This window comes from Rothia sp. 11254D007BW (assembly GCF_053548195.1).
The window spans coordinates 1,079,704-1,103,929 of the sequence record NZ_JBPWPK010000001.1 but is presented as its reverse complement, the minus strand read 5'-3'; the positions used below and the strand labels follow the sequence as shown (position 1 = coordinate 1,103,929).

Sequence of the window (24,226 nt, the reverse complement as noted above, 5' to 3'; positions counted from 1 at the left end):
ATGCGACTGGACCAGTACATGGTGCAGGCAAAGATTGCCCGCTCCCGCACGCTGGCGGCCAAGATGGTTGAGGGCGGGCACATCAGCGTGAACGGCCGTACCGTGACGAAGCCAGCCCAAAAGCTGAAGGAGGGGGACCGCGTCCGCGTCCGCCGCAGCGAGCTAACCGAGTACGTGAGCCGCGCCGGGCACAAGCTGGCCGGGGCGCTGGACGCCTTCCCCGAGATCACCGTTGCCGGTAAATTCTGCCTGGACGCGGGCGCTTCTACCGGCGGTTTTACCGACGTGCTCCTGCGCCGGGGTGCCAGCCGGGTTGCGGCGGTTGATGTGGGGCACGACCAGCTGGTCGAGCAGATCAGGAATCACCCGGCCGTTGACGTTTATGAGGGCATGAACGTGCGGCACATGAGCCCCGAAGATATCGGCGGGCAGGTAGCCCTTACGGTCTCAGACCTGAGCTTTATCTCCCTGACCAAGGTCGTTGAGCCGTTGGCTCGGGCAACGGCCGCAGGCGGGGACCTGCTGCTCATGGTCAAACCCCAGTTTGAGGTGGGCCCGGCCCGCATCGGCAAGGGCGGGGTAGTGACCGACCCCCAGGCGCGAGCGGACGCGGTGGCGTCCGTCCGCGCGGCGGCGCAGGACGCCGGGCTGCACGTGCTCGGGGAGCAGGAAAGCCCCCTGCCCGGGCAGGACGGTAATGTGGAGTTTTTCCTCTGGTGCCGTAAGCCGGCGGCGGAGGAATCTGCCGCTCCCTTCGCACCTGAAATCGAATAAATATTCGAAAAATTACGGTGTGTTGGGGGCCGAAAAACAGCAAAATGCTCCGAGGTCAGCTAGCCTAAAAGTGTGAACGCAAGACCTGACACCGCACAGCACCTCCACCAGGCCAAGGAGCCAGGAGAACGCAACATTCTTGTCTTTGCCCATACCGGGCGCCTGGAGGCCAGGAATGCGGCGCGAGCTACCTGTACCCAGCTCCACCGTGCCGGCCTAGTGCCCGTGATGAATCGCGCCGACCTTGAAGCCCTGACTGAAAAATGGGAAAACCCTGTTCCTGTGGCAGTGGCTCACGAGTCTGTGGCTCTCAAAGACATTGAACTGGGCATGGTGCTCGGCGGTGACGGGTCAATTCTGCGAGCCGCCGAGATGATTCGTCACACCCAGATTCCTCTGATCGGTGTGAACCTGGGGCACGTAGGATTCCTGGCAGAAGCCGAGGAATTCGACCTGACCGAAACAGTAGAGCGAGTAGTCTCAGGGGACTACACGGTCGAAGAACGTATGGCTATTGACGTCAAGGTCTGGGACGGCAGCCAGAAAATTCTCGAAACCTGGGCGCTGAACGAAGCTAGCGTGGAAAAGGGCAATCGAGAAAAAATGATCGAGGTGGTCATTGAGGTTGACCGGCGTCCCCTATCGTCCTTTGGCTGCGATGGGGTAGTGCTGGCAACCCCCACCGGCTCAACCGCCTACGCCTTCTCCGGTGGCGGCCCGGTCGTCTGGCCCAGCGTCGAAGCTATGCTCATGGTGCCCCTATCTGCCCATGCTCTCTTTGCCCGCCCCCTGGTCACCGCACCGACCTCCATGATGGCGGTAGAACTTATCTCCACAAACGGGGCAGAAGGTGTGCTCTGGTGCGACGGACGCCGTACCCGAGACCTGCCTCCCGGAGCCCGCGTCGAGGTGACCCGTTCGTCCAAGCCCGTCCGCCTGGCCCGTATGCACCCGGCCCCCTTCTCGGAGCGTCTGGTCAAAAAGTTCGAGCTACCCATTGCGGGCTGGCGCGGCCCCCACACCCCCGGGCCTGCGACCAGCGCCCTGACCGTCATCCGTAACGACTAACCTCGTCAAGAAAGTTTTCCCACGTGATTGAAGAAATTCACCTGCGCGATTTGGGTGTTATTACCGATGCCCGCCTGCCTCTTGAACCCGGCTTCTCGGTGCTGACCGGTGAGACGGGTGCCGGTAAAACCATGGTCGTGACGGCTCTGGGCATGCTGTTGGGCGCTCGCTCCGATGCCTCTAGCGTGCGCAACGGCGCTAAGAACGCCCTGGCTGAGGCCGTTATCCGCCTGCCTCAGGGGCACCGCGCCCTAGCCCTGGCCGAGGACGCCGGTGGTTCGGTTGAGGAACTCGACGGCGGTTCTGCTGAGCTGCTTCTGGCCCGCACCGTCAGCGCCGCCGGTCGCTCCCGCGCCCACGTGGGTGGTGTCTCTGCCCCTATCGGCACGCTGGCAGATATCGGCCATACCCTGGTTGCGGTTCACGGCCAGTCCGACCAGCTGCGCCTTAAGGACGCTGCCGAACAGCGTCACGCTTTGGACTCCTACGCCGGGAAAAAACTTGAAAAGCTTTTAGCGGCCTACACCGTCAACTACGAGCGCTACCGTCAGGCCGCCGGGGAACTTCGCGACGTCCGCGAAAATACCCGCGCTCGCGCGCTGGAAGCTCAGACTCTGCAGGGGGCTTTAGCAGAAATTGATTCGGTGCAGCCTGCCGAGGGCGAAGATGAGGCCCTGCGGGCAGAAAGCCAAAAACTGGCCAACGTTGAGTCCCTGCGTCTAGCTGCGGCGACGGCGTCCACCGCTCTGTCGGGCACCGAATACGGGGACTCGGACGAGCCCAACGTGCTGGGGCTGCTCGATGCCGCCCGCACCGCCCTGGCCGCAGAAGCAGATGCGGACGCCGACCTAGCAGCTCTCGCTGGACGGCTGAACGAGGCCCTGATCCATGTGACCGATATTGCCGAAGAAATCTCGGCCTATACCTCGGGGCTAGATACCGAGGGGCCGGAACGTCTCGCTGAGGTCGAGCACCGACGGGCCCAGCTCAAGAGCCTGACCCGCAAGTACGGGGCTGATATTGCAGAGGTGCTGGCCTGGGCAGAAGAATCCCGAGCCCGCCTGGAAACCCTCTCCGACGACCCGGCCCGCCAGGAGGCCCTGGAAGCCGAACTGCGTCAGCTGCGCGAGACCCTGGGAGAGCAGGCTGCGGAGCTCACCGACCTGCGCACCAAGGCAGCCCGCAAACTGGCTGCTGCCGTCAGCGAAGAACTCTCAGCCCTGGCTATGCCGAACGCCTCGCTGGTGGTTGAGGTAGAAGAAACCGAAAAGTTCCACCGTTACGGTAAGGACGCGGTGACCTTCATGCTGGCTCCCCACGCCCAGGCCGTCCCCCGCCCCCTGGGCAAGGGTGCCTCGGGTGGTGAGCTTTCCCGCGTGATGCTGGCCCTCGAAGTGGTGCTCTCAGAAGTAGACCCCGTGCCCACCTTCATCTTTGACGAGGTGGACTCCGGCGTCGGCGGTAAAGCAGCCATCGAAATCGGACGCCGCCTGGCCATGCTCGCTAAGAACGTGCAGGTACTGGTGGTCACCCACCTGCCCCAGGTAGCAGCCTTTGCCGACCAGCACATCCTGGTGCGCAAAAACGATGATGGCTCCCTCTCTCGTGTGCAGGTTCTCACACCCGAGGAACGAGTTGTAGAGCTTGCCCGCATGCTCTCTGGTCACGACCAGTCGGCAGCAGCCCAGGAACACGCCCGAGAGCTCCTGGCCGACGCCGGTCAGATCTAGCCCCTGGCAGGTGCCCTACCTGCTCAGCAGAAGCCGGGGCAGGCGTCCGCCCACCGGGCCCTGCCCCGCAGCGTTTACACGCGCGAAACAGAAACGGTGATAGGCTGGAATTCCGTGTTAGATACAAACGCATCAAACAACGGTAAAGTCACCCGCCAGATTTTCGTCACCGGCGGCGTAGCATCATCTCTCGGCAAAGGCCTCTCAGCCTCATCTCTCGGCCGACTTCTTCGCTCCCGCGGTCTCTCCGTGACCATGCAGAAGCTCGACCCCTATCTCAACGTCGACCCCGGCACCATGAACCCCTTCCAGCACGGTGAAGTATTCGTCACCGACGACGGGGCAGAAACCGACCTCGACATCGGCCACTACGAACGCTTCCTCGACGAGAACCTCTCCCAGGCAGCAAACGTCACCACCGGCCAGGTCTACTCCCACGTCATCGCTAAGGAACGCCGCGGCGAATACCTGGGCGATACTGTACAGGTTATTCCCCACATCACCGACGAAATTAAGCGCCGCATGCGCCTTCCCGCTGAAGGCGAGAACGCCCCCGACATCATCATCACCGAAATCGGTGGCACCGTGGGCGATATCGAATCCCTGCCCTTCCTCGAAGCCGCCCGCCAGGTCCGCCGCGATGTGGGCCGCCGCAACGTCTTCTTCTTGCACGTGTCTCTGGTACCTTTCATTGGGCCGTCCGGCGAACTGAAGACCAAGCCCACCCAGCACTCCGTTGCTGCCCTGCGCGGCCTGGGTATCATTCCCGATGGCCTGATTCTGCGCTGTGAGCGCGAAGTGCCCGAATCCCACAAGATCAAAATCGGCCACGCCTGCGACGTTGAGCCCGAGGCCGTCATCTCCTGCGCAGATGCCCCCAGCATCTACGACATCCCCAAGACCCTGCACAGCCAGAACCTGGACGCCTACATCCTGGACTACCTGGGCATCGACGCCGAGCCCGTTGACTTCACCCAGTGGGATAAGCTGCTGAGCGCCGTCCACACCCCCAAAACCGAGGTCAACGTTGCCCTGGTCGGTAAGTACATCGACCTACCCGACGCTTATCTCTCGGTCACCGAGGCCCTGCGCGCCGGTGGCTTTGCTAACGACGCCAAGGTCAACATCAAGTGGGTTGCCGCCGACCTCTGCGCGAGCCGCGAGGACGCCGCCCACCAGCTGCGCGGCATGGACGCCATTCTCGTGCCCGGCGGCTTCGGCATCCGTGGCCTCGACGGCAAGATTGGCGCCCTGCGCCACGCCCGTGAACACAAGATTCCTACCCTGGGTATCTGCTTAGGGTTGCAGTCCATGGTGCTTGAATACGCCCGCAACGTACTCGGTATCAAGGACGCCTCATCCACCGAGTTCGACCCCGAGACCGCCTCACCGCTGATCGCTACCATCGAAGAGCAGAAGGCCTTCGTGGACGGCGCAGGTGACCTGGGTGGTACCATGCGCCTGGGCCTCTACCCGGCGACCCTGGCTGCCGGTTCCCTGGCTGAAAGCGTCTACGGGGCAACCGAGGTAGCGGAGCGCCACCGCCACCGCTACGAGGTCAACAACGACTACCGCCAGCAGCTGGAAGAAGCCGGGCTGGTAATCTCCGGCACCTCTCCTGATTCCTCCCTGGTGGAGTTCGTAGAGCTTCCCGTGAGCGAGCACCCCTACTACATCGCCACCCAGGCTCACCCCGAATACCGCTCCCGTCCCACCCGCCCCCACCCCCTCTTCGCCGGACTGATTAGGGCGGCGCTTGAGGCCCGCAAGAACGGCTAGTACTGTTCTAAGGTATGCAACAGAATCTCTCGTATGAGGTGGGGGACGCCCCCCGCCTCGATGCCCCGGCACTCGCCGCAGCCCAGGAAACCATCGCCGATATCGCTAACCCCCGCTATATCACCAGCCGCACCACCAAATTTGAGGGCTACGTCTGGGACGTTATCCGCGAGGGGATAGCACTGGATGAAAGCGCCGAGCCTTTCGAACGAGATTTTCTGTTGCATCCCGGGGCGGTTGCCGTCCTGGCTCTCAACGACAAGAACGAGGTACTGCTCATCAACCAGTACCGCCACCCCGTGCGCGCCAACCTCTGGGAAATCCCAGCGGGCCTACTCGACATAGACGGGGAAGACCCCGTCCATGCAGCTGCCCGCGAACTGGCAGAAGAAACCGACCTCCAAGCCGCTCGGTGGGATACCCTCATGGAGTTCTATAACTCACCCGGTGGTATGGGAGAAACCTGCCGAATCTACCTGGCCCGCGATCTCAGCGAGATTCCTGCCGAAGAGCGCGAAGAGCGGGTTCACGAAGAATCAGAAATCGTGCAGCGCTGGGTGCCCCTCGACGAGGCAGTGCGCGCCGTGTTGGCAGGGCGAATCCACAACGCAGCCTCCACCAACGCGATCCTCGCCGCCGACGCAGCTGCCCGCCGTAACTTCGAAACCCTCTACCCGGCGTCCGCCCCCTTCACCGCCCACCCCGCCCTGCGCGAGGCAAACTACCGCGGCGAAATCCGCCCCGCCGAAGGCCTCTAAGGTGGCCCCCAGCGCCCCGACTGCATCCACCCCGCTCGACAGGGCCATCGAGGCCTACCTCAACCACCTGGCCATCGAACGCGGCCTAGCTGCCAATACCCAGGCAGCCTACCATCGCGACCTCACCCGCTACAGCAGCTACCTGGCAGGCCAGGGCGTCATCGCCCCGGGTACCATCACCAAAAAACACGTGCGAGACTTCGCCGCCCACTGTTCTGCCCCGGGTAAGGACGGGGGAGCAGGCCTCGCAGCGAAATCGGTCGCCCGCATCATCAGCGGCGTGCGCGGCGCCCACTCCTTCTGGTACCGCGAAGGCACCACACCCACAGACCCCGCGGCGACCGTCCGTCCGCCCACCCCCGCCGCCTGCCTGCCCAAGGCTCTACCCTTAGCCGACATCACCCGCCTGCTGGAAAGCCCCGACCCCGCCACCCCCGCGGGGCTACGAGATAGGGCCCTGCTCGAATTCCTCTACTCCACGGGTGCCCGCATCAGCGAAGCCATCACGGTTGATATCGATGACCTGGTCATCGACCGGAACCCCACGGAAGAAAACCCCCAGTTGCCCGCCGTCGTAAGACTCTTCGGTAAAGGCAACAAGGAGAGAGTAGTGCCTGTTGGCTCCTACGCTGCCCGGGCTATCGACGACTACCTGGTGCGCGGACGCCCGGCGCTCGCCTCCCGCGGCAGGGGAAGCGCTGCCCTCTTTCTCAACGCGAGAGGCGGGCGTATCACCCGGCAGGGGGCCTACCTTATCCTTAAAAACCACGCTGAACGGGCGACAATTCGGGCTGAGATTTCTCCGCATACCCTGCGCCACTCCTTCGCAACCCACCTGCTTGAGGGCGGGGCCGACATTCGCGTGGTGCAGGAACTTCTGGGGCATGCTTCGGTGACAACAACCCAGGTCTATACCAAAGTCACCGCCGATACCCTGCGCGAGGTCTTTGCAGCTAGCCACCCCCGCGCCCGCTAGATATACGAGAGACAACGATGAATACTACCCCGCAGACAGACCAAGCCCGCTTAGATACCGCTACCTTTGATGTACTGGTTATCGGCGCTGGCCCGGTGGGAGAGAACCTTGCCGACTACGCCACCCAGGGCGGGCTGAACGTTGCCCTGATTGAGCACGAACTTCTGGGCGGGGAGTGCTCCTACTACGCCTGTATGCCGTCTAAGGCCCTGCTGCGGCCCTTGCAGGTAGCTCAGATTGCCCAGCACCTGCCCGGCCTCACCGGAACCACTGTGAACGCAGATGACCTGCTGAAACGGCGTGATGCCTGGGTCTCTCGCTACCGGGATGAGGGGCAGGTACGCTGGGCTGAATCGGCCGGTATCACCGTGGTGCGCGGCCACGGAGAACTGACCGGTGATAAAACCGTCACGGTAACCTCCGCTAACGGAGCCACCCGGGTTCTCAAGGCCCGCCGGGCCGTTGTGCTGGCAACGGGGTCACAGGCTCGGGTGCCTCATCTCTATACGGGGTTAGAGGCCTGGGATAACAGGGACGCTACCGGCGTAGTTGAGATACCGCGGCGACTTACCATCGTGGGTGGCGGTGTAGTTGCGGTAGAAGCTGCCACCTGGATGGCCGCCCTGGGCAGCGAAGTGACCCTGCTGGTACGCGGGCAGCACCTCTTGGGCAGGCTAGGAGCAGAGGTCGAGGGGCTCAGCGATATGATTGCTACGGCCCTGACCGATGCCGGCATCACCCTCCGCTACGGTGCCCGGGTTACGGACGCCCGCCGCGAGGCCCCCAGCGCCACAGGGCTCGGTAGGGTGCACGGTGGGGAAGTTACGCTCACCCTTGATGACGGGCAGACCCTGGTCAGTGATGAACTGCTGCTAGCGACCGGGCGCACCCCTGCCTTAGAAGCGGTAGGGCTCCACACTATTGGTCTCAGCCCGGAGGCGGCCCTGGCCGGTGAGGGGCCCGACTGGCTCCACCTGATTGGGGACGCCGCCGGGCAGGTACTACTCACACACCAGGGTAAATACCGGGCACGGGTTCTAGGGACCGCCCTCGCCGGGCAGGAAGAGTACGCCCCAGAACAAGAAGCTCCAGTACCCCAGGTAATCTTCAGCCAGCCCCAGGTAGCCCAGGTCGGACTCACCGCTCCTCAGGCCACCCAACAGGGCCATAGCGTGATTACCAGCCGGGCCGCCATGAACGAGGCCGCCGGTACTTCCTTGCTGTCTGACCTCAACCGGGGCTTTGCCGAACTGACCGTTGATGCTGACACCGGCGTCCTACTGGGTGCCGTCTTTGTGGGGGAGGAAGCTGCCGAGCTCCTGCACGCAGCTACGATTGCCGTCACCGCCCAGCTACCCGTTAAGCTGCTGCGGCACGCGGTACCTGCCTACCCAACGTCCTCAGAAATCTGGCTGCGTCTGCTTGAAAAACTCCCTAGGGAGCTGCGCTAGTACTGCCAGATAGGTAAATAGCACAAAGTCGGCTGGCTGAGGAACGAGAAGCTTCTCAGCCAGCCGACTCAGCGAGTCGCTGCTAAGGGTGGAGACTTAGCTCAGGTGGCGCTCGTCCACACCGTTGTAGGCAGAGAGCGGGCGGATCAGCGAATTCGCTGCGCGCTGCTCCAAGATGTGGGCGGTCCAGCCGGTGATGCGGGAAGCCACGAAGATGGGGGTGAAAGTGGGGGTATCAAAGCCCATCAGGTGGTAGGTGGGGCCAGCGGGGTAATCCAGGTTGGGCTTGATTCCCTTAGCCTCGTCCATTGCTTCAGCCAGCCCCTGGTAGAGACCGATAATGTCGTGGCGGCCGTAGTATTCGACCATGTCGAAGAAGGACTTCTGCATGGTGGGCACACGGGAGTCGCCGTTCTTGTAGACCCGGTGGCCGAAGCCCATAATCTTCTTCTTCTCTGCTAGGGCGGCCTCCATCCATGCCTTTGCACGGGCCTTAGCGTCCGCCTGGGACTCACCCTCAATCACACCGATTTCATCGAAGGTGTGCTGCACGGCCTCGTTGGCGCCACCGTGCAGGGGGCCCTTAAGGGCACCGATGGCGCCGGTGACGGCTGAGTGCAGGTCTGAGAGGGAGGAGGTAATGACGCGGGCAGTGAAGGTAGAGGCGTTGAAGGAGTGCTCGGCGTACATGACCATGGAGACGTTGAAGGCGGTCTTGACCTCGGGGGCCGGGACTTCGCCGAAGGCCATGTAGAGGAAGTTATCGCAGTAGTCCAGGTCTTCGCGCGGGGCAATGATGTCCTGGCCCCGGCGGCGACGCTGGTCGTAGCAGACGACAGCCGGCATGACCGCGAACAGTTCCTTGGCCTTGAGCAGTTCGGTCTCGGGGGAGAGATCCTCGCTCTTGGGGTCGGCTGCGCCCAGGAAGGAGGTCGCTGTGCGGCAGACATCCATGGGGTGGCAGTCGGTAGGCAGGGCGTCGATCACTGCCTTCAACGCTGCCGGTAGCTCACGGTGGGCTCTCTCGAAAGCGGTGAACTCTTCCAGCTCTTCGTCGGTGGGTAGCTCCCCGTTCCAGAGCAGCAGGGCTACCTTCTCAAAAGGAACAGTCGCCAGTTCCTGTACCGGGTAGCCCCGGTAGAGCAGGGAGTTGGTTTCTGCGTTGACCTTTGAGATGGCGGTATAGTCAGCAACTACACCGGCCAGACCTTTTTTGACCTCGTTGTCGCTCATGTCTGTTTCTCCTTGTGCGTTTAGGCTTCGAACTTACCGGGAACCTCGAAGTTGAAGATGCCGGTGTCGAACTGGTTGTAGGCCTCGTAATCGACCAGGTCGTAGAGGCGGGAGCGGGTGAACATCTGGTCCACGTAGGCCTCCTGGGTACCGTCACGCTCGATGGTTTCCAGGACGCGTTCCATGGCTCCCAGCGAGGAGCGCAGCAGGGTGACAGGGTAGATAATCATTGAGATACCCGCTTCAGCCAGCTGTTCCTTGGTGTAAAGCTCGCTCTTACCGAACTCGGTCATGTTGGCAAGAACCGGCACGTCTACAGCGTCGCAGACAGCCTTGAACTCGTCGAGATTCTTCATGGCCTCGGGGAAAATCGCATCGGCGCCGGCATCGACCAGAGCCTTGATACGGTTTATGGTTTCCTCAAGGGAAGAGGTACCGCGCAGGTCGGTGCGGGCCATAATCAGGAAGTTCTCGTCCCGGCGGGCCTCGGCTGCCGCCTTGATTCGCTTGGTCGCGGTTTCAAGGTCAACCATGTTCTTGTTGTCGAGGTGGCCGCAGCGCTTGGGGTTGAACTGGTCCTCGATGTGGCAGCCTGCCAGGCCGTATTCTTCGAATTCCTGGATGGTGCGGGCCACGTTCATGGGTTCACCAAAGCCGGTGTCGGCATCCACAATGGCGGGCAGATTGGTGATGCGGGCAATCTGCCCTGCGCGCTGGGCTACCTCGGAGAGGGTGGTGAGGCCGACGTCCGGAAATCCCAGCTCGTTGGCCAGCACTGCGCCCGAGATGTAGATACCGTCAAAGCCTTTTTCCTCGATTAGGCGGGCTGAGATGGGGGTGTAGGTGCCGGGGAACTGGCGAATCTGGTCGCTAGCCAGCATCTCGCGCAGGTCCTTGCGCTTTTCGGTTGCGGTTTTTGAAGCGTACAGCATTAGAAGATACCCTTCTTGCCGGTTTCAAGGTCGATGGAGGCGGTGATGTTGAGGGCGTCCAGCTCACCTGCACCCAGGTTAGCCAGGTTCTCGGCTGCCTCGATGAAGCGGTTCTGCTCTTCTTCAGAGACCTTGCCCTCGGCCAGCTTGCGGAACTTGCCGATGTAGTCCTCGCGGGCGAAAGGACGGGCACCGAGCGGGTGGGCGTCCGCCACAGCGATTTCTTCGCTGAAGGTCTCGCCGTTAGCCAGCTTGATTTCAACGCGGCCACCGAAGGCCTTTTCTGCGGGGTCGTTGGAGTGGTAGCGGCGGGTCCACTCGGCATCCTCAGCGGTGGTGACTTTGTGCCAGAGGGCTACGGTGTCTTCGCGCTGGGCACGCTCGGGGGCGTAGGAGCCGACGTGGTCCCACTCGCCGTCCTGCAGCATAACGGTGAAGATGTAGGGGATGGAGTGGTCCAGGGTCTCGCGGGTGGCGGTGGGGTCGTACTTCTGGGGGTCGTTGGCGCCAGAGCCGATGACGTAGTGGGTGTGGTGGGAGGTGTGCAGAACAATCGACTCGATGTTCTCGGGGTTGGCGAATTCGGGGTGTTCGCGGTGCAGCTTGCGGGCCAGGTCAATCCATGCCTGGGCCTGGTACTCAGCGGAGTGTTCCTTGGTGTAGGTGTCGAGGATCGCTCGCTTGGGCTCGCCAATTTCGGGCAGGGGCACTTCGTAGTGGGCGTCGGGGCCGTCCAGCATCCAGGCGATGACGCCGTCCTCACCCTCGTAGATCGGCACGGGGGAGGTCTGGCCGCGCATAGCTCGGTCAACCGCTTCAACTGCCATCTTGCCTGCAAAGGCGGGGGCGTGGGCCTTCCAGGTGGAGATTTCGCCCTTGCGGGACTGGCGGGTTGCGGTGGTGGTGTGCAGGCCCTGACCGATGGCCTGGAAGATGGTTTCGGTGTCCAGGCCCAGCAGGGTGCCAATACCGGCAGAAGCGGACGGGCCGATGTGGGCGACGTGGTCAATCTTATGCTTGTGCAGGCAGATGGCCTTGACCAGGTCGACCTGGACCTCGTAGCCGGTAGCGATACCGCGAATCAGGTCGCGGCCGGTGGAGCCCACGTGCTGGGCTACTGCCAGAATCGGGGGAATGTTATCGCCGGGGTGGGAGTATTCGGCAGCCAGGAAGGTGTCGTGGTAGTCGAGTTCACGCACTGCCACGCCGTTGGCCCAGGCTGCCCATTCGGGGGAGACCTTGGTGCTGGCGGGGACGCCGAAGATGGCTGCGCCCTTTCCATTGGGGGAGTGGGCGTGGGTAAGAGCCTGGTCGCGGGCGGAGATGATGGGGCCGCGGTTGAGAGAAGCGATAGCGACAGAGGCGTTGTCGATAATGCGGTTGATGACCATCTCTTCGACCTCGGGGAGCACCTCAACGGGGTCGGTGGCTACCTGGGCGAGCTTGTAGGCGAGCTGGTCTTCGCGGGGCAGGTTTTCTTCGGACTTATAAACTCGAACGGAGTGCAGCTTGGTCACTGATGTTTCCTTTCAGGTTGTTCCTACCGGCAGCGGCGCCGGTGAGGGGATTCTTAGGCTGTTGGTTCTGGATGGTTGAAAAGACTGTGTTGGCTCTGAGAGGCTGCGGCCTCTTCGATGGCGTAGAGCGCGTTGGCCAGGTGCAGGCGGGTAGCGGCTTCAGCAAGCTGCGGGTCGCCGGAGGCGATGCAGCGGGCAATCTGGGCATGCTCTTCAGCCGCCTGCTCTAGCCGGATGGGGTTGGCTTTAGAAAGCTTGCGGATGCGGGTGAGCTGGGTGCGCAAGGACGTCTGTGCTTGGTGCAGGTAGCGGTTGTTGGCTGCCGCGTCGATCGCGGTATCGAGCTCATCCACTAGGGAGTAGTACTCCGCCAGTGAGGCTTCTCCGCGGTGCAGGGCGAACGATGCCTCTTCAAAGGCCTGTGCCAGCTCTTTGAAGACCTTGGAATCACCCCGCCGTGCTGCAAGTGCTGCCGCAGTGCTGTCGAGCGAGGTGCGTAGCTCAAAGAGGGCGTACACATTCGCTAGAGAAATCGGTGCAACGATAACGCCGCGGCCCGGTGCCGGTTCGGCAAGACCCTCGGCGAGAAGGCGGGATATAGCTTCGCGGACGGGGGTGCGAGAGACCCCCAGGCGCTCTGACTGTTCTACCTCTGCAATCACAGAACCGGGAGCGAGCATTCCCTCCATGATGTCGCTGCGCAGGCTCTGATAGGCCAGTTCACCAGCTCTCATTCGCTCTCTCCTTTCACAGTTTTGTGATGTGTTGCACTGAAATTGGCGGTTGTGACCACTCTAAAACACCGACCCGAGTTTTGTATACAAAAGGGGAAAATTTTTCGGACTGTGCATGAAATAATGTGTCATTTTTACCAGTTTCACAAATTTTTGTATACAAAACCTTGCCAAATGTGACCCCTCGCACTAGGTTGGAGTCACTCCCTCATGACAACCCACCACCGGCGTCCGTAAAGGAGCACCCCACATGGCAACATACGCTGACACCTACACCCGCAGCATCGAAAACCAGGAAGAATTCTGGCTAGAGCAGGCACAGGCCATTAGCTGGTCAATCGAACCAACCCGCGCCCTCGATAGCGATGCTGCCCCACTGTACCGCTGGTTCCCCGACGGCACCCTCAACACCTGCTACAACGCCGTTGACCGCCACGTAGAAGCCGGCCACGGCGATCGCACCGCCATCACCTACGACTCAGCCATGCTCGGCACCCGCCAGAACATCACCTACTCAGAACTCAAAGGCGAGGTAGAGAAAATTGCTGGGGCGCTCGCGTCCGCCGGGGTCGAAAAAGGCGACCGCGTGCTCATTTATATGCCCATGATTCCCCAGGCTGCCATGGCCATGCTGGCGGTTGCCCGCCTGGGCGCCGTGCACTCGGTGGTCTTCGGCGGCTTTGCCCCCAACGAACTAGCTAGCCGTATCAACGACTGCTCGCCCACCGTCGTTCTGACCGCTTCTGGCGGTGTGGAACCCAAGCGCCGCATCGAGTACATTCCCGCCGTCGAAAAGGCTATTGAGCTATCACAGACCAAGCCTGCGACCGTGCTGGTCTTCGAACGTGAGGGCTTTGAGAATTCAGTATCTGATGCGGTGCGCCGAGCTGAAGAGAACTCCACCGGCGTGACCTGGCTCGATTGGGGGCAGGCCGTTGAGGTAGCCCAGCCATACGCGCCTGTCGAGGTGAAGGCCACCGACCCTCTCTACATTCTGTACACCTCCGGCACGACCGGCTCTCCCAAGGGTGTAGTGCGCGATAACGGTGGGCACGCCGTGGCTCTGACCTGGACCATGAAAAATATTTACAACGTGGGCCCCGGTGAAGTGATGTGGTGTGCCTCGGATGTGGGCTGGGTTGTGGGCCACTCCTACATTGTCTACGGCCCTCTGCTGGCCGGGGCAACCACCGTGCTCTATGAGGGCAAGCCCGTGGGGACCCCGGACGCCGGTGCCTTCTGGCGCGTCGTCCAAGAATCTGGTGCCAAGTCCCTCTTTACCGCTCCCACCGCCCTGCGAGCTATCCGTAAGGCTGACCCTGAGGCAGAACTGCTGGGTAACTACGATATTTCCTCGCTACAACTACTCTTTGTGGCCGGTGAGCGTCTGGATCCCGAAACCTACCACTGGGCCACTGAAAAGCTGGGCGTGCCCGTCATTGATAACTGGTGGCAGACTGAGACCGGTTGGGCCATTGCCGCTAACCCCCGCGGTCTAGAAGCCCTGCCGCTGAAGCCCGGTTCCCCCTCTGTGCCCTCACCCGGTTACAACTTGCAGGTGCTCGACCCCTTCGGTGAGCCCGTCGGCCCCGGCGAAGAGGGTAACCTGGCTATCAAGCTGCCCATGCCCCCGGGTACCCTGCCCACCCTCTGGGGCAACGACGACCGCTACATTTCCTCCTACCTCGACGCCTTCCCCGGCTACTACACCACCGGCGACTCCGGCTACATCGACGAGGACGGCTATGTCTTCGTCATGGGGCGCACGGACGACGTCATCAACGTATCGGGTCACCGCCTCTCAACTGGTGCTATGGAGCAGGTGCTCGCAGGCCACCCGGCTGTTGCTGAATGTGCTGTGATCGGTGTGGCTGACCAGCTCAAAGGTCAGCGGCCCGCCGGCTACGTGGTGCTCAAAGCCGGTGCCGACATCACCGAAGAGCAGCTGGCTGCCGAACTCATCGCCAGCGTGCGCAATGACATCGGTGCGGTAGCCGACTTCAAGGACGTCAAGATTGTGGACGGCCTGCCCAAGACCCGCTCCGGCAAGATCCTGCGCAAGACCATGCGCCAGATTGCCGACGGCGAGCAGTACACCGTGCCCTCCACCATCGAAGATATGAGCGTGCTGGACGATATTGCTAAGGTGCTGCGTAGCTAGCGGCACATTTTCGGTGCGGACGCCGCCCTCCGCTTTCCTGCCTAGAGGCAGGGGAGTGGGGTGCGGCGTCCTTTTGCGTTCGGCGAGTGGGGAACGTCATATACTGGTGGGTTTGGTATGGGTGTTCCATCAACTAATCTTGTATTTGTATCAAGCACAAATACAAAATTGGGAGAGGGATATGGATACCAAGTTCTCGGTCGCCGTACACACCCTGGTCATGCTCTCAGAGTCTGACGACAAACTCACCTCCGAAACCATCGCGGCCAGCGTAGGAACTAACGCCAGCTACATCCGCAAAATCATTTCCCTGCTTAAGAAAGCAGACCTGCTCGACCGCGTCCCTGGCAGCTTCGACTACCAGCTAGAAAAGCCGAAAACCGAGATGACCCTGCTCGATATCTACCGGGCCGTTAACCCCAACATCCACATTGATACCCACCAAAACGCCAACCCGGAATGCCCGGTAGGGGGCCACATTAATTCGGTGCTCGACCCCATCGCCGCCCGCGCCGAACAGGCCATGACCGACCAGTTAGCAGGAATCACCCTGGATGCGGTCATCGAAGATATCAGGGCCAGCTACCTAGCAGCCCACCCCGACGCTCAAATTTAACATCACCATCATCACCCACCCGAAAGAGAAATCCATGAAAGCATTTACCCTCACCTCCTACGCCAACGGCGGTGCCACCCAGTGGGCGGACGTCCCCGCCCCCGTCGCCGGGCCCGGCCAGGTGGTTGTTTGCGTCCGCGCCGCAGGCCTCAACCCGCTTGATGCCATGATCTCCCGCGGTGATTTCAAGCAGCTCCTGCCCTACAAGCTCCCCCTCATCCTGGGGCAGGAAGTCGCCGGGGACGTCCTCGCCGTCGGTAGCGGCGTCACCGACTACGCGGTGGGGGATAAGGTCTTTACCCGCCTGCCCATCGACGCTATTGGTGGCTTCGCCGAGCAGGTCGCTATAGACGCTGCCCAGGTTGCGCCCATGCCTGCCAACCTGACCTACGCTGAAGCCGCTGGCCTGCCCCTCGTCCTGCTGACCGCTATCCAGGCCTTCACCGAAAAGGCTCCCATCAAGCCCGGCGATAAGGTCTTCATCCAGGGCGGTACCGGCGGGCTGGGCTCTATCGCTATCCAGGTTGCCAAGCACCTGGGCGCAACCGTCGCCACCACCGTCAGCACCAAGAACGTAGAGCTGGCTAAGACCCTGGGCGCCGATGTGGTCATCGACTACCGCACCCAGAACTACGAGGAGCACATCTCGGGCTACGACATCGTGCTCGACACCCTGGGCAAGGGGGAAACCACTCGCTCCATGAAGGTGCTGGCATCCGGCGGCACCCTGGTGACCGTGGTCGGGGCGCCCGATACCGACTTCGCCGCCCAGCTCGGCAAGAAGGCCCTGACCCCGGTCATGTGGTTCCTCAGCCGAAAAGAGCGGGCTGCTGCCAAGAAGCTCGGCGTGACCTACAAGTTCCTCTTCATGCGGGCCGAGGCAGACCAGCTCAAGAGCTATACGCCCGCTATCGAATCCGGCGCTATTAAGCCCCTGGTCGCCCAGACCCTGCCCTTTGACCGCCTGGAAGAAGCTCTCGACCTGCTCGCCGCAGGTAAGGGCGGCCCCGGCAAAATCGTCGTTGAAATGAACTAGAAGGTGATGACTTGCACCCACCAGCTAAACTGGTAGGTAAAAGTCTTGAACCCAACCAAAGGTGAAACACAGTGACTGAAACCGGCGCTGAGCAGCTCGGCCCCACCGGCCGCCCCCTGCGCATCTACCCCGACCCCGCCCCCCTCTCCACCCACGGGCCCGCCCGCATCATCTCCATGGTCAACCAAAAGGGCGGCGTCGGAAAAACCACCTCCACCATCAACCTCGGTGCCGCGCTCGCAGAAGCCGGACGCCGCGTCCTACTCGTCGATTTCGACCCCCAGGGCGCGCTGTCCGCCGGTTTCGGCGCCAACCCCCACGAACTCGACCTCACCGTCTACAACGTCATGATGGACCGCAAGGTCGATATCCGCGAGGTTATCCAGAGCACCGAATTCGAGAACATCGACCTGCTCCCCGCCAACATCGACCTCTCCGCAGCCGAAGTGCAGCTGGTCAACGAGGTCGCCCGCGAGCAGGTTCTCGCCAGCGCCCTGCGCAAGGTCGAAAACGACTACGACGTTATCCTGATTGACTGCCAGCCCTCCCTGGGCCTACTCACCGTCAACGCCCTGACCGCCAGCCACGGCGTCATCATCCCGCTCATCTGCGAGTTCTTCGCCCTGCGCGCGGTAGCCCTGCTGGTGGACTCCATCGAAAAGGTGCAGGACCGCCTGAACCCCAAGCTCGAAATCGACGGCGTGCTCGCCACCATGTTCGACTCCCGCACCCTGCACTCAAAAGAGGTACTGGCCCGTATCGTTGACGCCTTTGGAGACAAGGTCTTCGACACCGTCATTAAGCGCACCGTTAAGTTCCCCGATGCCTCCGTATCGGCAGAACCTATCCTGTCGTACGCCTCGAACCACCCCGGTGCCGAGGCCTACCGCCAGCTAGCCCGCGAGCTGATCTCCCGCGGCGGCGCCCCCTAAACGCACCTGCCCCTATGCTCTAGGCTACTTTTGCCCGTCTGCCCTTGAAGAACCTCGGGGCAGGCGGGCACAATGGTTAAAACACAGAAAAAGAACGGCTCATGAGAAGCCGCCGAATCCTGGCTCAAAGACCCACAGGAGACTCGCTGCCGTGACGGTACCGAACACACTTACCCAGAGCGCCCCTGCGCCCTTTACGCTCACCCTAAGCAACTTCGAAGGACCCTTCGACCTGCTGCTCACCCTGATTTCCCGCCGTAAACTCGATATCACCGATATCGCCCTGGCCGAAGTCACCGACGAATTTCTCACCTACATCCGCCCCCTGCTTGAAAACGGCAGCGACGCCGCCCTCAACACCGCAAGCGACTTCCTCGTCACCGCTTCCACCCTGCTCGAACTCAAAACAGCGCGACTGCTCCCGCGCAGCGACAAAGCTCTAGCCGCTAACCCCGACCTGCTTGAAGCCCGCGACCTGCTCTTTGCCCGCCTGCTTCAGTACCGGGCCTACCGCGAGGTTGCAAGCGTGCTCGAAGAGCGATTCACCGCAGAAAACCAGCGTTTTTCCCGCACCGTCGCCCTCGAACCGGCCTTCACCAAGGTACTACCCGAGCTGGTCTTCGACCTGACCCCGCAGGCTTTTGCAGAGATTGCCGCTCGCGTCCTGCGCCTGCACGAAGACCCCGACATCGAGCCGGAACCCGAACACATCGACACCGGCCACATCTACACCCCGGCCACCACCATCGCCGCCGAAGAAGCGATACTGCTGGTCAAGCTGGGCGAGAGCGGTGGGCAGTTGAGCTTCGCCGAGGCCTGCGCGGACGCCGCCAGCCGCGAAGTCGTGGCCGTCCGCTTTCTTGCGGTGCTAGAACTCTATAAAGAGGGCAGGCTCGCCGTAGAACAGGGCCAGGCCCTGGGCCCTATCACCCTGCGCCTTGAAAGCCCAGCAACCGCCCACCGGGAAGGAGAGACAGAATGAGCGGGAACCCCGACTACACTGACGATGACCTTAAGATTCTGCTCTCTGGCAGCTGGGAGGCTGAACCGGAGCAGGAGCCCAAGTCTGAACCAGCACCGCAGCCCGAGCCAGCACCAGAAGAAACCTCCCCGGTAGCACCCCAACCCGCTACCAAGCCTACGAAAGCCACCCAGCCGGTGGCGGCGTCCGCCCACGAACTCAACCGAGTTGAGCTCCAGCCCGGCGGCGTGAAAGCCGCTATCGAGGCGATTCTGGCGGTTGCCGATGTGCCGGTGAGCGTGCGCGAGTTTGCCGCCGCCCTGATCGTTTCAGAGCGGGCTATTGAAACAGCCCTGGACGAGCTCCACCGGGACTACGAGGGCTACGACGACGCTACCGGAACCCACGAACCGCGCGGTTTTGAACTGCGGCAGGTTGCCGGTGGCTGGCGGCTCTACGCCCGGGCCGACTTCTCCCCCTGGGTGGGTCGCTTCGTGGTGGGAGCACAGACCGTCAAACTCACCAAGGCAGCCCTGGAAACCCTGGCCGTCATTGCCTACCAGCAACCGGTAACCCGGTCTTACATCGCCCAGGTACGCGGAGTTTCCTCCGACGCGGCGGTGCGCAACCTGCTCCAGCGCGGCCTCATCACCGAGACCGTTCCCGATGAAACCGGGGCAACCCAGTACATCACTACCGACACCCTGCTGGAAAAGCTCGGCCTGAACTCGCTCGACGAGCTACCGGCCCTAGCCCCCTACCTGCCCGACCCCCACGAGGTGGGTAGCAGCACCACCCTAGACTTGGATGACCCCAGCTAGCGCACGAGCTAGCTGCGGCATCACCAGAAACTACGACACAGAGGAAAGAGAAAAAGAAATGGCATACGGAAACAACTCATCACGAGGTAACTCAAACCGCGGCGGCCGCCCCGGTGCAGGCAAAGCAGGAGCCGGACGCGGCGGCAAGGGTTTCGCCGGCGCTGGCAAGGGCGGAGCCGGTAAGGGCGGCTCAGGCCGCTCAGGTTTCGCCGGTAACAAGGGCGCTAAGCCCGGCACCCCCGGTGGCCCCCGCAAGGCTGGTACCGGCAAGGGCCCCAAGTTCCGCTCAGGCCAGCCCTTCGCTAAGGAAATGGGCGAGTTCCGCCCCGCTAACCGCGGCTCCAAGAACTTTGGCCCCCACCGTCCGCGCCGCCCCAAGAACGCACCCGTCGACCACTACCCCTTCTACGACCACGAGGGCGTCCGCCTACAGAAAATCATGGCCTCAGCCGGTGTAGCCTCCCGCCGCGTCTGCGAAGAAATGATCGAAGAGGGCCGCGTGACCGTCAACGACGTCCTTGTAACTGAACTCGGCGTACGCGTTAACCCCGACCAGGTCACTATCCAGGTCGACGGCATGACTATTCAGACCAACGACAAGCTGGTCTACATGGTGCTCAACAAGCCCGCCGGCGTCGTCTCAGCCATGGACGACCCCGATGGCCGCCCCAACATCTCCAACTTCCTGCGCTCCTCCATGACCGAACGTGTCTTCCACGTGGGCCGATTGGATGTTGAAACCGAAGGTCTGCTCCTGCTGACCAACGACGGCGAACTAGCCAACCGCCTGACCCACCCCTCCTACGAGGTACCCAAGACCTACCTGGTGCAGGTACCCGGCCCCATGGAACCCGGCATCGGCGCAGCCATGAAGAAGGGACTACGCCTGGAGGACGGCGTCACCCGCGTCGACGAGTTCAAGCTGGTGGACTCCACCCCCGGCCACGTGCTCGTTGAGGTCACCATCCACTCCGGTAAGAACCGCATCATCCGCCGCATGTTCGAGCATGTCGGCTACCCCGTCGAGAAGCTCGTGCGCGTAGAGATGGGCCCCATCCACATCGGCTCCCAGAAGCAGGGCACCGTACGCAACCTGTCCAAGGTCGAAATCGGTAAGCTGCTGGCCTCGGTAGGTATGTAATGAGCGGAGCAACCCCCGCTTTTGACTCCCACCTGCACGGCCCCGTCCTGGTTATCGGGGCGGGTCTGCTGGGCGCCTCCATCGGGCTGGGCCTGAGCCACCGCGGCTACACGGTCTATATCTCTGACATCTCACCCACCACCGAAGCCGTCGCCGAAGACATCGGTGCCGGTACCTCCCTGCGAGCCCTAGCCACCGAGTGGCAAGGGAAAACAGGAGCGGACGCCCCCGACCAGCTGGAACTTACCCCTCAGCTGGTTGTCGTGGCGGCACCCCCGGACGTCACCGCCGACCTGGTGGTGCGCGCGCTCGCCGACTACCCGGCGTCCTTTGTCATCGATATTGCCTCGGTCAAGTCGGGAATCTTGAGCGCAGTGCGAGCTTCTGGGGCCGATGTGAGCCGCTACCTGGGTACTCACCCCATGGCTGGGCGCGAGAAATCTGGCCCTGTTGCCGCCCGCGGTGAGCTGTTTTCAGCCCGTCCCTGGGTACTCTGTGACCACGAGACGGTGCGCCCCGAACTGGTTAAGGTGGCCCAACAAGTAGCCACCGAGCTGGGCTCAACCATCACCCATATGGATGTGGAAGAGCACGACCGCACCGTCGCCCTGATTTCCCACGTGCCCCAGGTAATGAGCTCTCTGCTGGCCTCTCGTCTGCAGGATACCCCCCTCTACGCGCTCGGCCTGGCCGGGCAGGGCCTGCGTGATACTACCCGTATCGCAGCCTCAGACCCCGGGCTGTGGGTGCAGATCCTTTCGGCCAATGCCGAGCCCGTGGTACAGACCCTTTACGGGGTGCGTGAGGACCTAGAGCGCCTCATCAGCACCCTGGAAGCCCCCACCGCTGCCGGGGCTAGGCTCGATATCGCCCAGCTGATGAGCGAGGGTAACTCGGGCGTGGCCCGCATACCCGGCAAGCACGGCGGCTCACCGTCCGCCTTTGCCCAACTGACCGTGCTGGTGGATGACACCCCCGGTACCCTGGCCCGCCTACTGGTTGAAATCGGTGAACTGGGCGTCAACCTGGAAGACCTGCGCCTGGAACACTCACCCGGTGCCCAGGTCGGCATGGCCGAAATTTCGGTCAACCCCAATGAACACGAAAAACTCATCGAAGACCTCACCAGCCGCGGCTGGAAGGTCGTCAAGTAAGGAAGAAAACTATGTCTGACAAGCTCGTGATCGCCATTGACGGCCCTTCTGGCTCCGGCAAGTCCTCGGTCTCTAAGGCCGTGGCCCGCCACTACGGGCTCGAATACCTGGACACCGGCGCCATGTATCGTGCCCTGACCTGGTACTGCCTAGACACTCAGGTCAACACCGAGGACGCCGCAGCCCTGGTTGCTGCAGCCCGCAGCTTCCCCTACGTGCAGGGCACCAGCCCCGACGAAGAGATCATCGAGGTCGGGGGAGTAGACGTGCGCGAGGCTATCCGCGAACCCCGCATCTCTGAGGCGGTTTCTGCTGTTGCCTCGAACATGGACGTCCGTCAGATCCTAATCGACCTGCAGCGCGACTTCATCGCCCGCTCCACCACCGGCATGGTGGCAGAAGGCCGCGACATCACCACCGTCGTTGCCCCCGACGCCGACGCCCGCGTCCTACTCACCGCCAGCGAAGAAGTCCGCCTTGCCCGCCGCGGCCTGCAGCTGGGTGGCACCCAGAACTCCGAGCAGCTCGCAGCCCAGGTCTCAGCCCGCGACGCCAAAGACTCCAAGGTCACCAGCTTCACCGAAGCCGCCGAAGGCGTAGCCCTCGTTGACTCATCAGAACTCAACTTCGAAGAAACCATCGCAGCGGTTATCGAAGCCGTCGAAGGTCAACTCAAGCGCTAACGACCGGGCGGCGTGCAGGCGTCCGCCCCACCGTCAACTAAACTTATCTACCAACGCACCGGCACCCGCCGGAAACCACCACAGGAGGTATCGCCCATGAGCGACGAACTCACCCCCCACGACGACTACGAGGTCAAGTTCCTCGGTGGCGGCGACGATGACGTATCGGACCGCCTAGCCGACATCGATGACGAAACCGCCAACCAGCGCGCAGAAGCCCTGCTGGCCGGCCTCGAAGACTACGACCTGGACGAAGAAGACCGTGCCCTGCTCGGTTCCTGGGGCTTCGACATCGACGAGGACGACAACCAGGAAGCTGACCCCGTCGTCGCCATCGTCGGCCGCCCCAACGTCGGCAAATCCACCATTATCAACCGCATCCTCGGCCGCCGTGAAGCCGTGGTTGAAGATAAGCCCGGTGTCACCCGTGACCGTGTCTCCTACAAGGCTGAACACAACGGCAAGGACTTCACCCTGGTCGATACCGGCGGTTGGGAAGCCGACGCCAAGGGCATCGACGCCCAGGTAGCTGCCCAGGCAGAAATCGCCGTCGCCCATGCGGACGTTGTACTGCTGGTTGTCGACGCCATGGTCGGTATCTCAGCCACCGACGAAGCTATCGTGCGTATGCTTCGCCGCGTCGACAAGCCCATCCTGCTGGTTGCCAACAAGGTCGATACCGAACACCAGGAAGCTGAAATTCACGCGCTCTGGGCACTCGGCATGGGCCAACCCCACCCCGTCTCAGGTGTCCACGGCCGCGGCCTGGCCGATATGCTCGACGCCATGATGGAAGTACTGCCTGAGCACTCTCAGTACGCCGAGCCCGAGGCCCTGGGTGGCCCCCGCCGTATCGCCCTGATCGGCCGCCCCAACGTGGGTAAGTCCTCCCTGCTCAACAAGCTGGCAGGTGAAGAACGCGCCGTGGTTAACGACCTGGCTGGCACCACCCGCGACCCCGTGGACGAAATCGTCGAACTAGGCGGCCGCCCCTGGCGCTTCGTTGATACCGCAGGTATCCGCCGCCGCCAGCACATGGCCAAGGGCGCAGACTTCTACGCCTCCCTGCGCACCCAGACCGCTATTGAGCGTGCTGAGGTTGCCGTGGTGCTCCTGGATGTTTCTGAGCCCCTGAGCGAGCAGGACGTTCGCATCGTGCAGATGGCTGTTGACTCCGGCCGAGCCATGGTGCTGGCCTTCAACAAGTGGGACACCCTCGACGAAGACCGCCGCGAGATGCTCGAACGCGAGATTGAGCGCGACCTGGCCCATGTGAAGTGGGCACCTCGCGTCAACATCTCAGCCAAGACTGGCTGGCACAAGGACAAGCTGGTTCCCGCCCTGGAACACTCCCTGGAATCCTGGGACTCCCGCATCCCCACCGGTCGCCTGAACGCCTTCCTAGGCGAAATCGTGGCAGCCCACCCCCACCCCCTGCGTGGCGGTAAGCAGCCCCGTATCCTCTTCGGCACCCAGGTGTCCTCCCGTCCGCCTAAGTTCGTTCTCTTCACCACCGGCTTCCTGGACCCCGGCTACCGTCGCTTCATCGCTCGCCGCCTGCGTGAAACCTTCGACTTCACCGGTACCCCCATCGACATCACCATGCGAGTGCGTGAGCGCCGCAGTCTGGGGGAGCGCCAGAGCGGTAAGTCAGGTAAGGGCGGACGCCGCTAATACCGGCCTGCTTGAAGTGTGACCTAAAACGCTCCAAAAAAGCCCTAAAAACCCGGTTTTCGATTTTGCACTTCCTCAAAGAGGTGTGTATAGTT

At 62.4% G+C, this 24,226-nt stretch carries 21 protein-coding genes; 17 read left to right on the top strand and 4 right to left on the bottom strand.

The features are described 5' to 3' along the window. From ACEE43_RS04900 to ACEE43_RS04870, 7 genes are all read left to right on the top strand, one after another. The gene (locus ACEE43_RS04900; protein WP_449108297.1) at positions 1 to 774 is read left to right on the top strand and encodes a TlyA family RNA methyltransferase; all 774 of its coding nucleotides are present in this window, start codon (positions 1 to 3) and stop codon (positions 772 to 774) included. Positions 775 to 846: 72 nt separating this feature from the next. Continuing rightward, on the top strand, positions 847 to 1,842 hold the full coding sequence (locus tag ACEE43_RS04895; protein ID WP_346874254.1) for an NAD kinase: 996 nt from the start codon (positions 847 to 849) through the stop codon (positions 1,840 to 1,842). A gap of 23 nt (positions 1,843 to 1,865) precedes the next feature. Continuing rightward, positions 1,866 to 3,572: a DNA repair protein RecN gene (gene recN, locus ACEE43_RS04890; protein ID WP_449108298.1), complete on the top strand. Its 1,707-nt coding sequence runs from the start codon at positions 1,866 to 1,868 to the stop codon at positions 3,570 to 3,572. 96 nt (positions 3,573 to 3,668) lie between these two features. After that, complete coding sequence (locus ACEE43_RS04885; protein WP_449108299.1) at positions 3,669 to 5,351, top strand: CTP synthase; 1,683 nt, start codon at positions 3,669 to 3,671, stop codon at positions 5,349 to 5,351. 14 nt (positions 5,352 to 5,365) lie between these two features. Next, positions 5,366 to 6,109: an NUDIX domain-containing protein gene (locus ACEE43_RS04880; protein WP_449108300.1), complete on the top strand. Its 744-nt coding sequence runs from the start codon at positions 5,366 to 5,368 to the stop codon at positions 6,107 to 6,109. Between the two features lies 1 nt (position 6,110). Next, positions 6,111 to 7,085: a site-specific tyrosine recombinase XerD gene (locus tag ACEE43_RS04875; protein ID WP_449108301.1), complete on the top strand. Its 975-nt coding sequence runs from the start codon at positions 6,111 to 6,113 to the stop codon at positions 7,083 to 7,085. Between the two features lie 17 nt (positions 7,086 to 7,102). Next, a complete protein-coding gene (locus ACEE43_RS04870) occupies positions 7,103 to 8,536 on the top strand; it encodes a dihydrolipoyl dehydrogenase family protein (RefSeq protein ID WP_449108302.1) in 1,434 nt (477 codons plus the stop codon). 96 nt (positions 8,537 to 8,632) lie between these two features. Here the strand turns inward: ACEE43_RS04870 and ACEE43_RS04865 are convergent, their stop codons facing one another. Genes ACEE43_RS04865 through ACEE43_RS04850 form a run of 4 tightly spaced genes read right to left on the bottom strand, consistent with a single transcriptional unit; the run spans position 8,633 to position 12,952 of the window. Next, positions 8,633 to 9,769, bottom strand: a complete 1,137-nt coding sequence (locus ACEE43_RS04865; RefSeq protein WP_449108303.1) for a bifunctional 2-methylcitrate synthase/citrate synthase — start codon at positions 9,767 to 9,769, stop codon at positions 8,633 to 8,635. Between the two features lie 20 nt (positions 9,770 to 9,789). After that, a complete protein-coding gene (prpB, locus tag ACEE43_RS04860; RefSeq protein WP_237207233.1) occupies positions 9,790 to 10,701 on the bottom strand; it encodes a methylisocitrate lyase in 912 nt (303 codons plus the stop codon). Continuing rightward, positions 10,701 to 12,218, bottom strand: a complete 1,518-nt coding sequence (locus ACEE43_RS04855; RefSeq protein WP_237212194.1) for an MmgE/PrpD family protein — start codon at positions 12,216 to 12,218, stop codon at positions 10,701 to 10,703. The genes prpB and ACEE43_RS04855 overlap by 1 nt, the downstream gene beginning before the upstream one ends. A gap of 53 nt (positions 12,219 to 12,271) precedes the next feature. Beyond that, positions 12,272 to 12,952, bottom strand: a complete 681-nt coding sequence (locus ACEE43_RS04850) for a GntR family transcriptional regulator (RefSeq protein WP_185173207.1) — start codon at positions 12,950 to 12,952, stop codon at positions 12,272 to 12,274. Between the two features lie 250 nt (positions 12,953 to 13,202). Here ACEE43_RS04850 and ACEE43_RS04845 point away from each other — a divergent pair, with 250 nt between their 5' ends. From ACEE43_RS04845 to der, 10 genes are all read left to right on the top strand, one after another. Beyond that, on the top strand, positions 13,203 to 15,113 hold the full coding sequence (locus tag ACEE43_RS04845; protein ID WP_449108304.1) for a propionyl-CoA synthetase: 1,911 nt from the start codon (positions 13,203 to 13,205) through the stop codon (positions 15,111 to 15,113). A 181-nt stretch (positions 15,114 to 15,294) separates the two neighbouring features. Beyond that, on the top strand, positions 15,295 to 15,729 hold the full coding sequence (locus ACEE43_RS04840; RefSeq protein WP_449108305.1) for an Rrf2 family transcriptional regulator: 435 nt from the start codon (positions 15,295 to 15,297) through the stop codon (positions 15,727 to 15,729). A 34-nt stretch (positions 15,730 to 15,763) separates the two neighbouring features. After that, positions 15,764 to 16,765, top strand: a complete 1,002-nt coding sequence (locus ACEE43_RS04835; RefSeq protein WP_449108306.1) for an NADP-dependent oxidoreductase — start codon at positions 15,764 to 15,766, stop codon at positions 16,763 to 16,765. A gap of 71 nt (positions 16,766 to 16,836) precedes the next feature. Continuing rightward, entirely contained in the window at positions 16,837 to 17,697 is an 861-nt protein-coding gene (locus ACEE43_RS04830) for a ParA family protein (protein WP_237185541.1), read from the top strand. Between the two features lie 151 nt (positions 17,698 to 17,848). Beyond that, positions 17,849 to 18,679, top strand: coding sequence for a segregation and condensation protein A (locus tag ACEE43_RS04825; protein ID WP_237198337.1), 831 nt, complete (start codon positions 17,849 to 17,851; stop codon positions 18,677 to 18,679). Further along, positions 18,676 to 19,479: an SMC-Scp complex subunit ScpB gene (gene scpB, locus ACEE43_RS04820; protein ID WP_449108307.1), complete on the top strand. Its 804-nt coding sequence runs from the start codon at positions 18,676 to 18,678 to the stop codon at positions 19,477 to 19,479. The genes ACEE43_RS04825 and scpB overlap by 4 nt, the downstream gene beginning before the upstream one ends. A gap of 58 nt (positions 19,480 to 19,537) precedes the next feature. Beyond that, complete coding sequence (locus ACEE43_RS04815; RefSeq protein WP_237198339.1) at positions 19,538 to 20,620, top strand: pseudouridine synthase; 1,083 nt, start codon at positions 19,538 to 19,540, stop codon at positions 20,618 to 20,620. After that, positions 20,620 to 21,774, top strand: a complete 1,155-nt coding sequence (locus ACEE43_RS04810) for a prephenate dehydrogenase (protein ID WP_449108308.1) — start codon at positions 20,620 to 20,622, stop codon at positions 21,772 to 21,774. The genes ACEE43_RS04815 and ACEE43_RS04810 overlap by 1 nt, the downstream gene beginning before the upstream one ends. Before the next feature lie 11 nt (positions 21,775 to 21,785). Then, a complete protein-coding gene (gene cmk, locus ACEE43_RS04805; RefSeq protein WP_449108309.1) occupies positions 21,786 to 22,457 on the top strand; it encodes a (d)CMP kinase in 672 nt (223 codons plus the stop codon). 96 nt (positions 22,458 to 22,553) lie between these two features. Next, on the top strand, positions 22,554 to 24,131 hold the full coding sequence (gene der / locus ACEE43_RS04800; RefSeq protein WP_449108310.1) for a ribosome biogenesis GTPase Der: 1,578 nt from the start codon (positions 22,554 to 22,556) through the stop codon (positions 24,129 to 24,131). Positions 24,132 to 24,226: the final 95 nt, after the last annotated feature.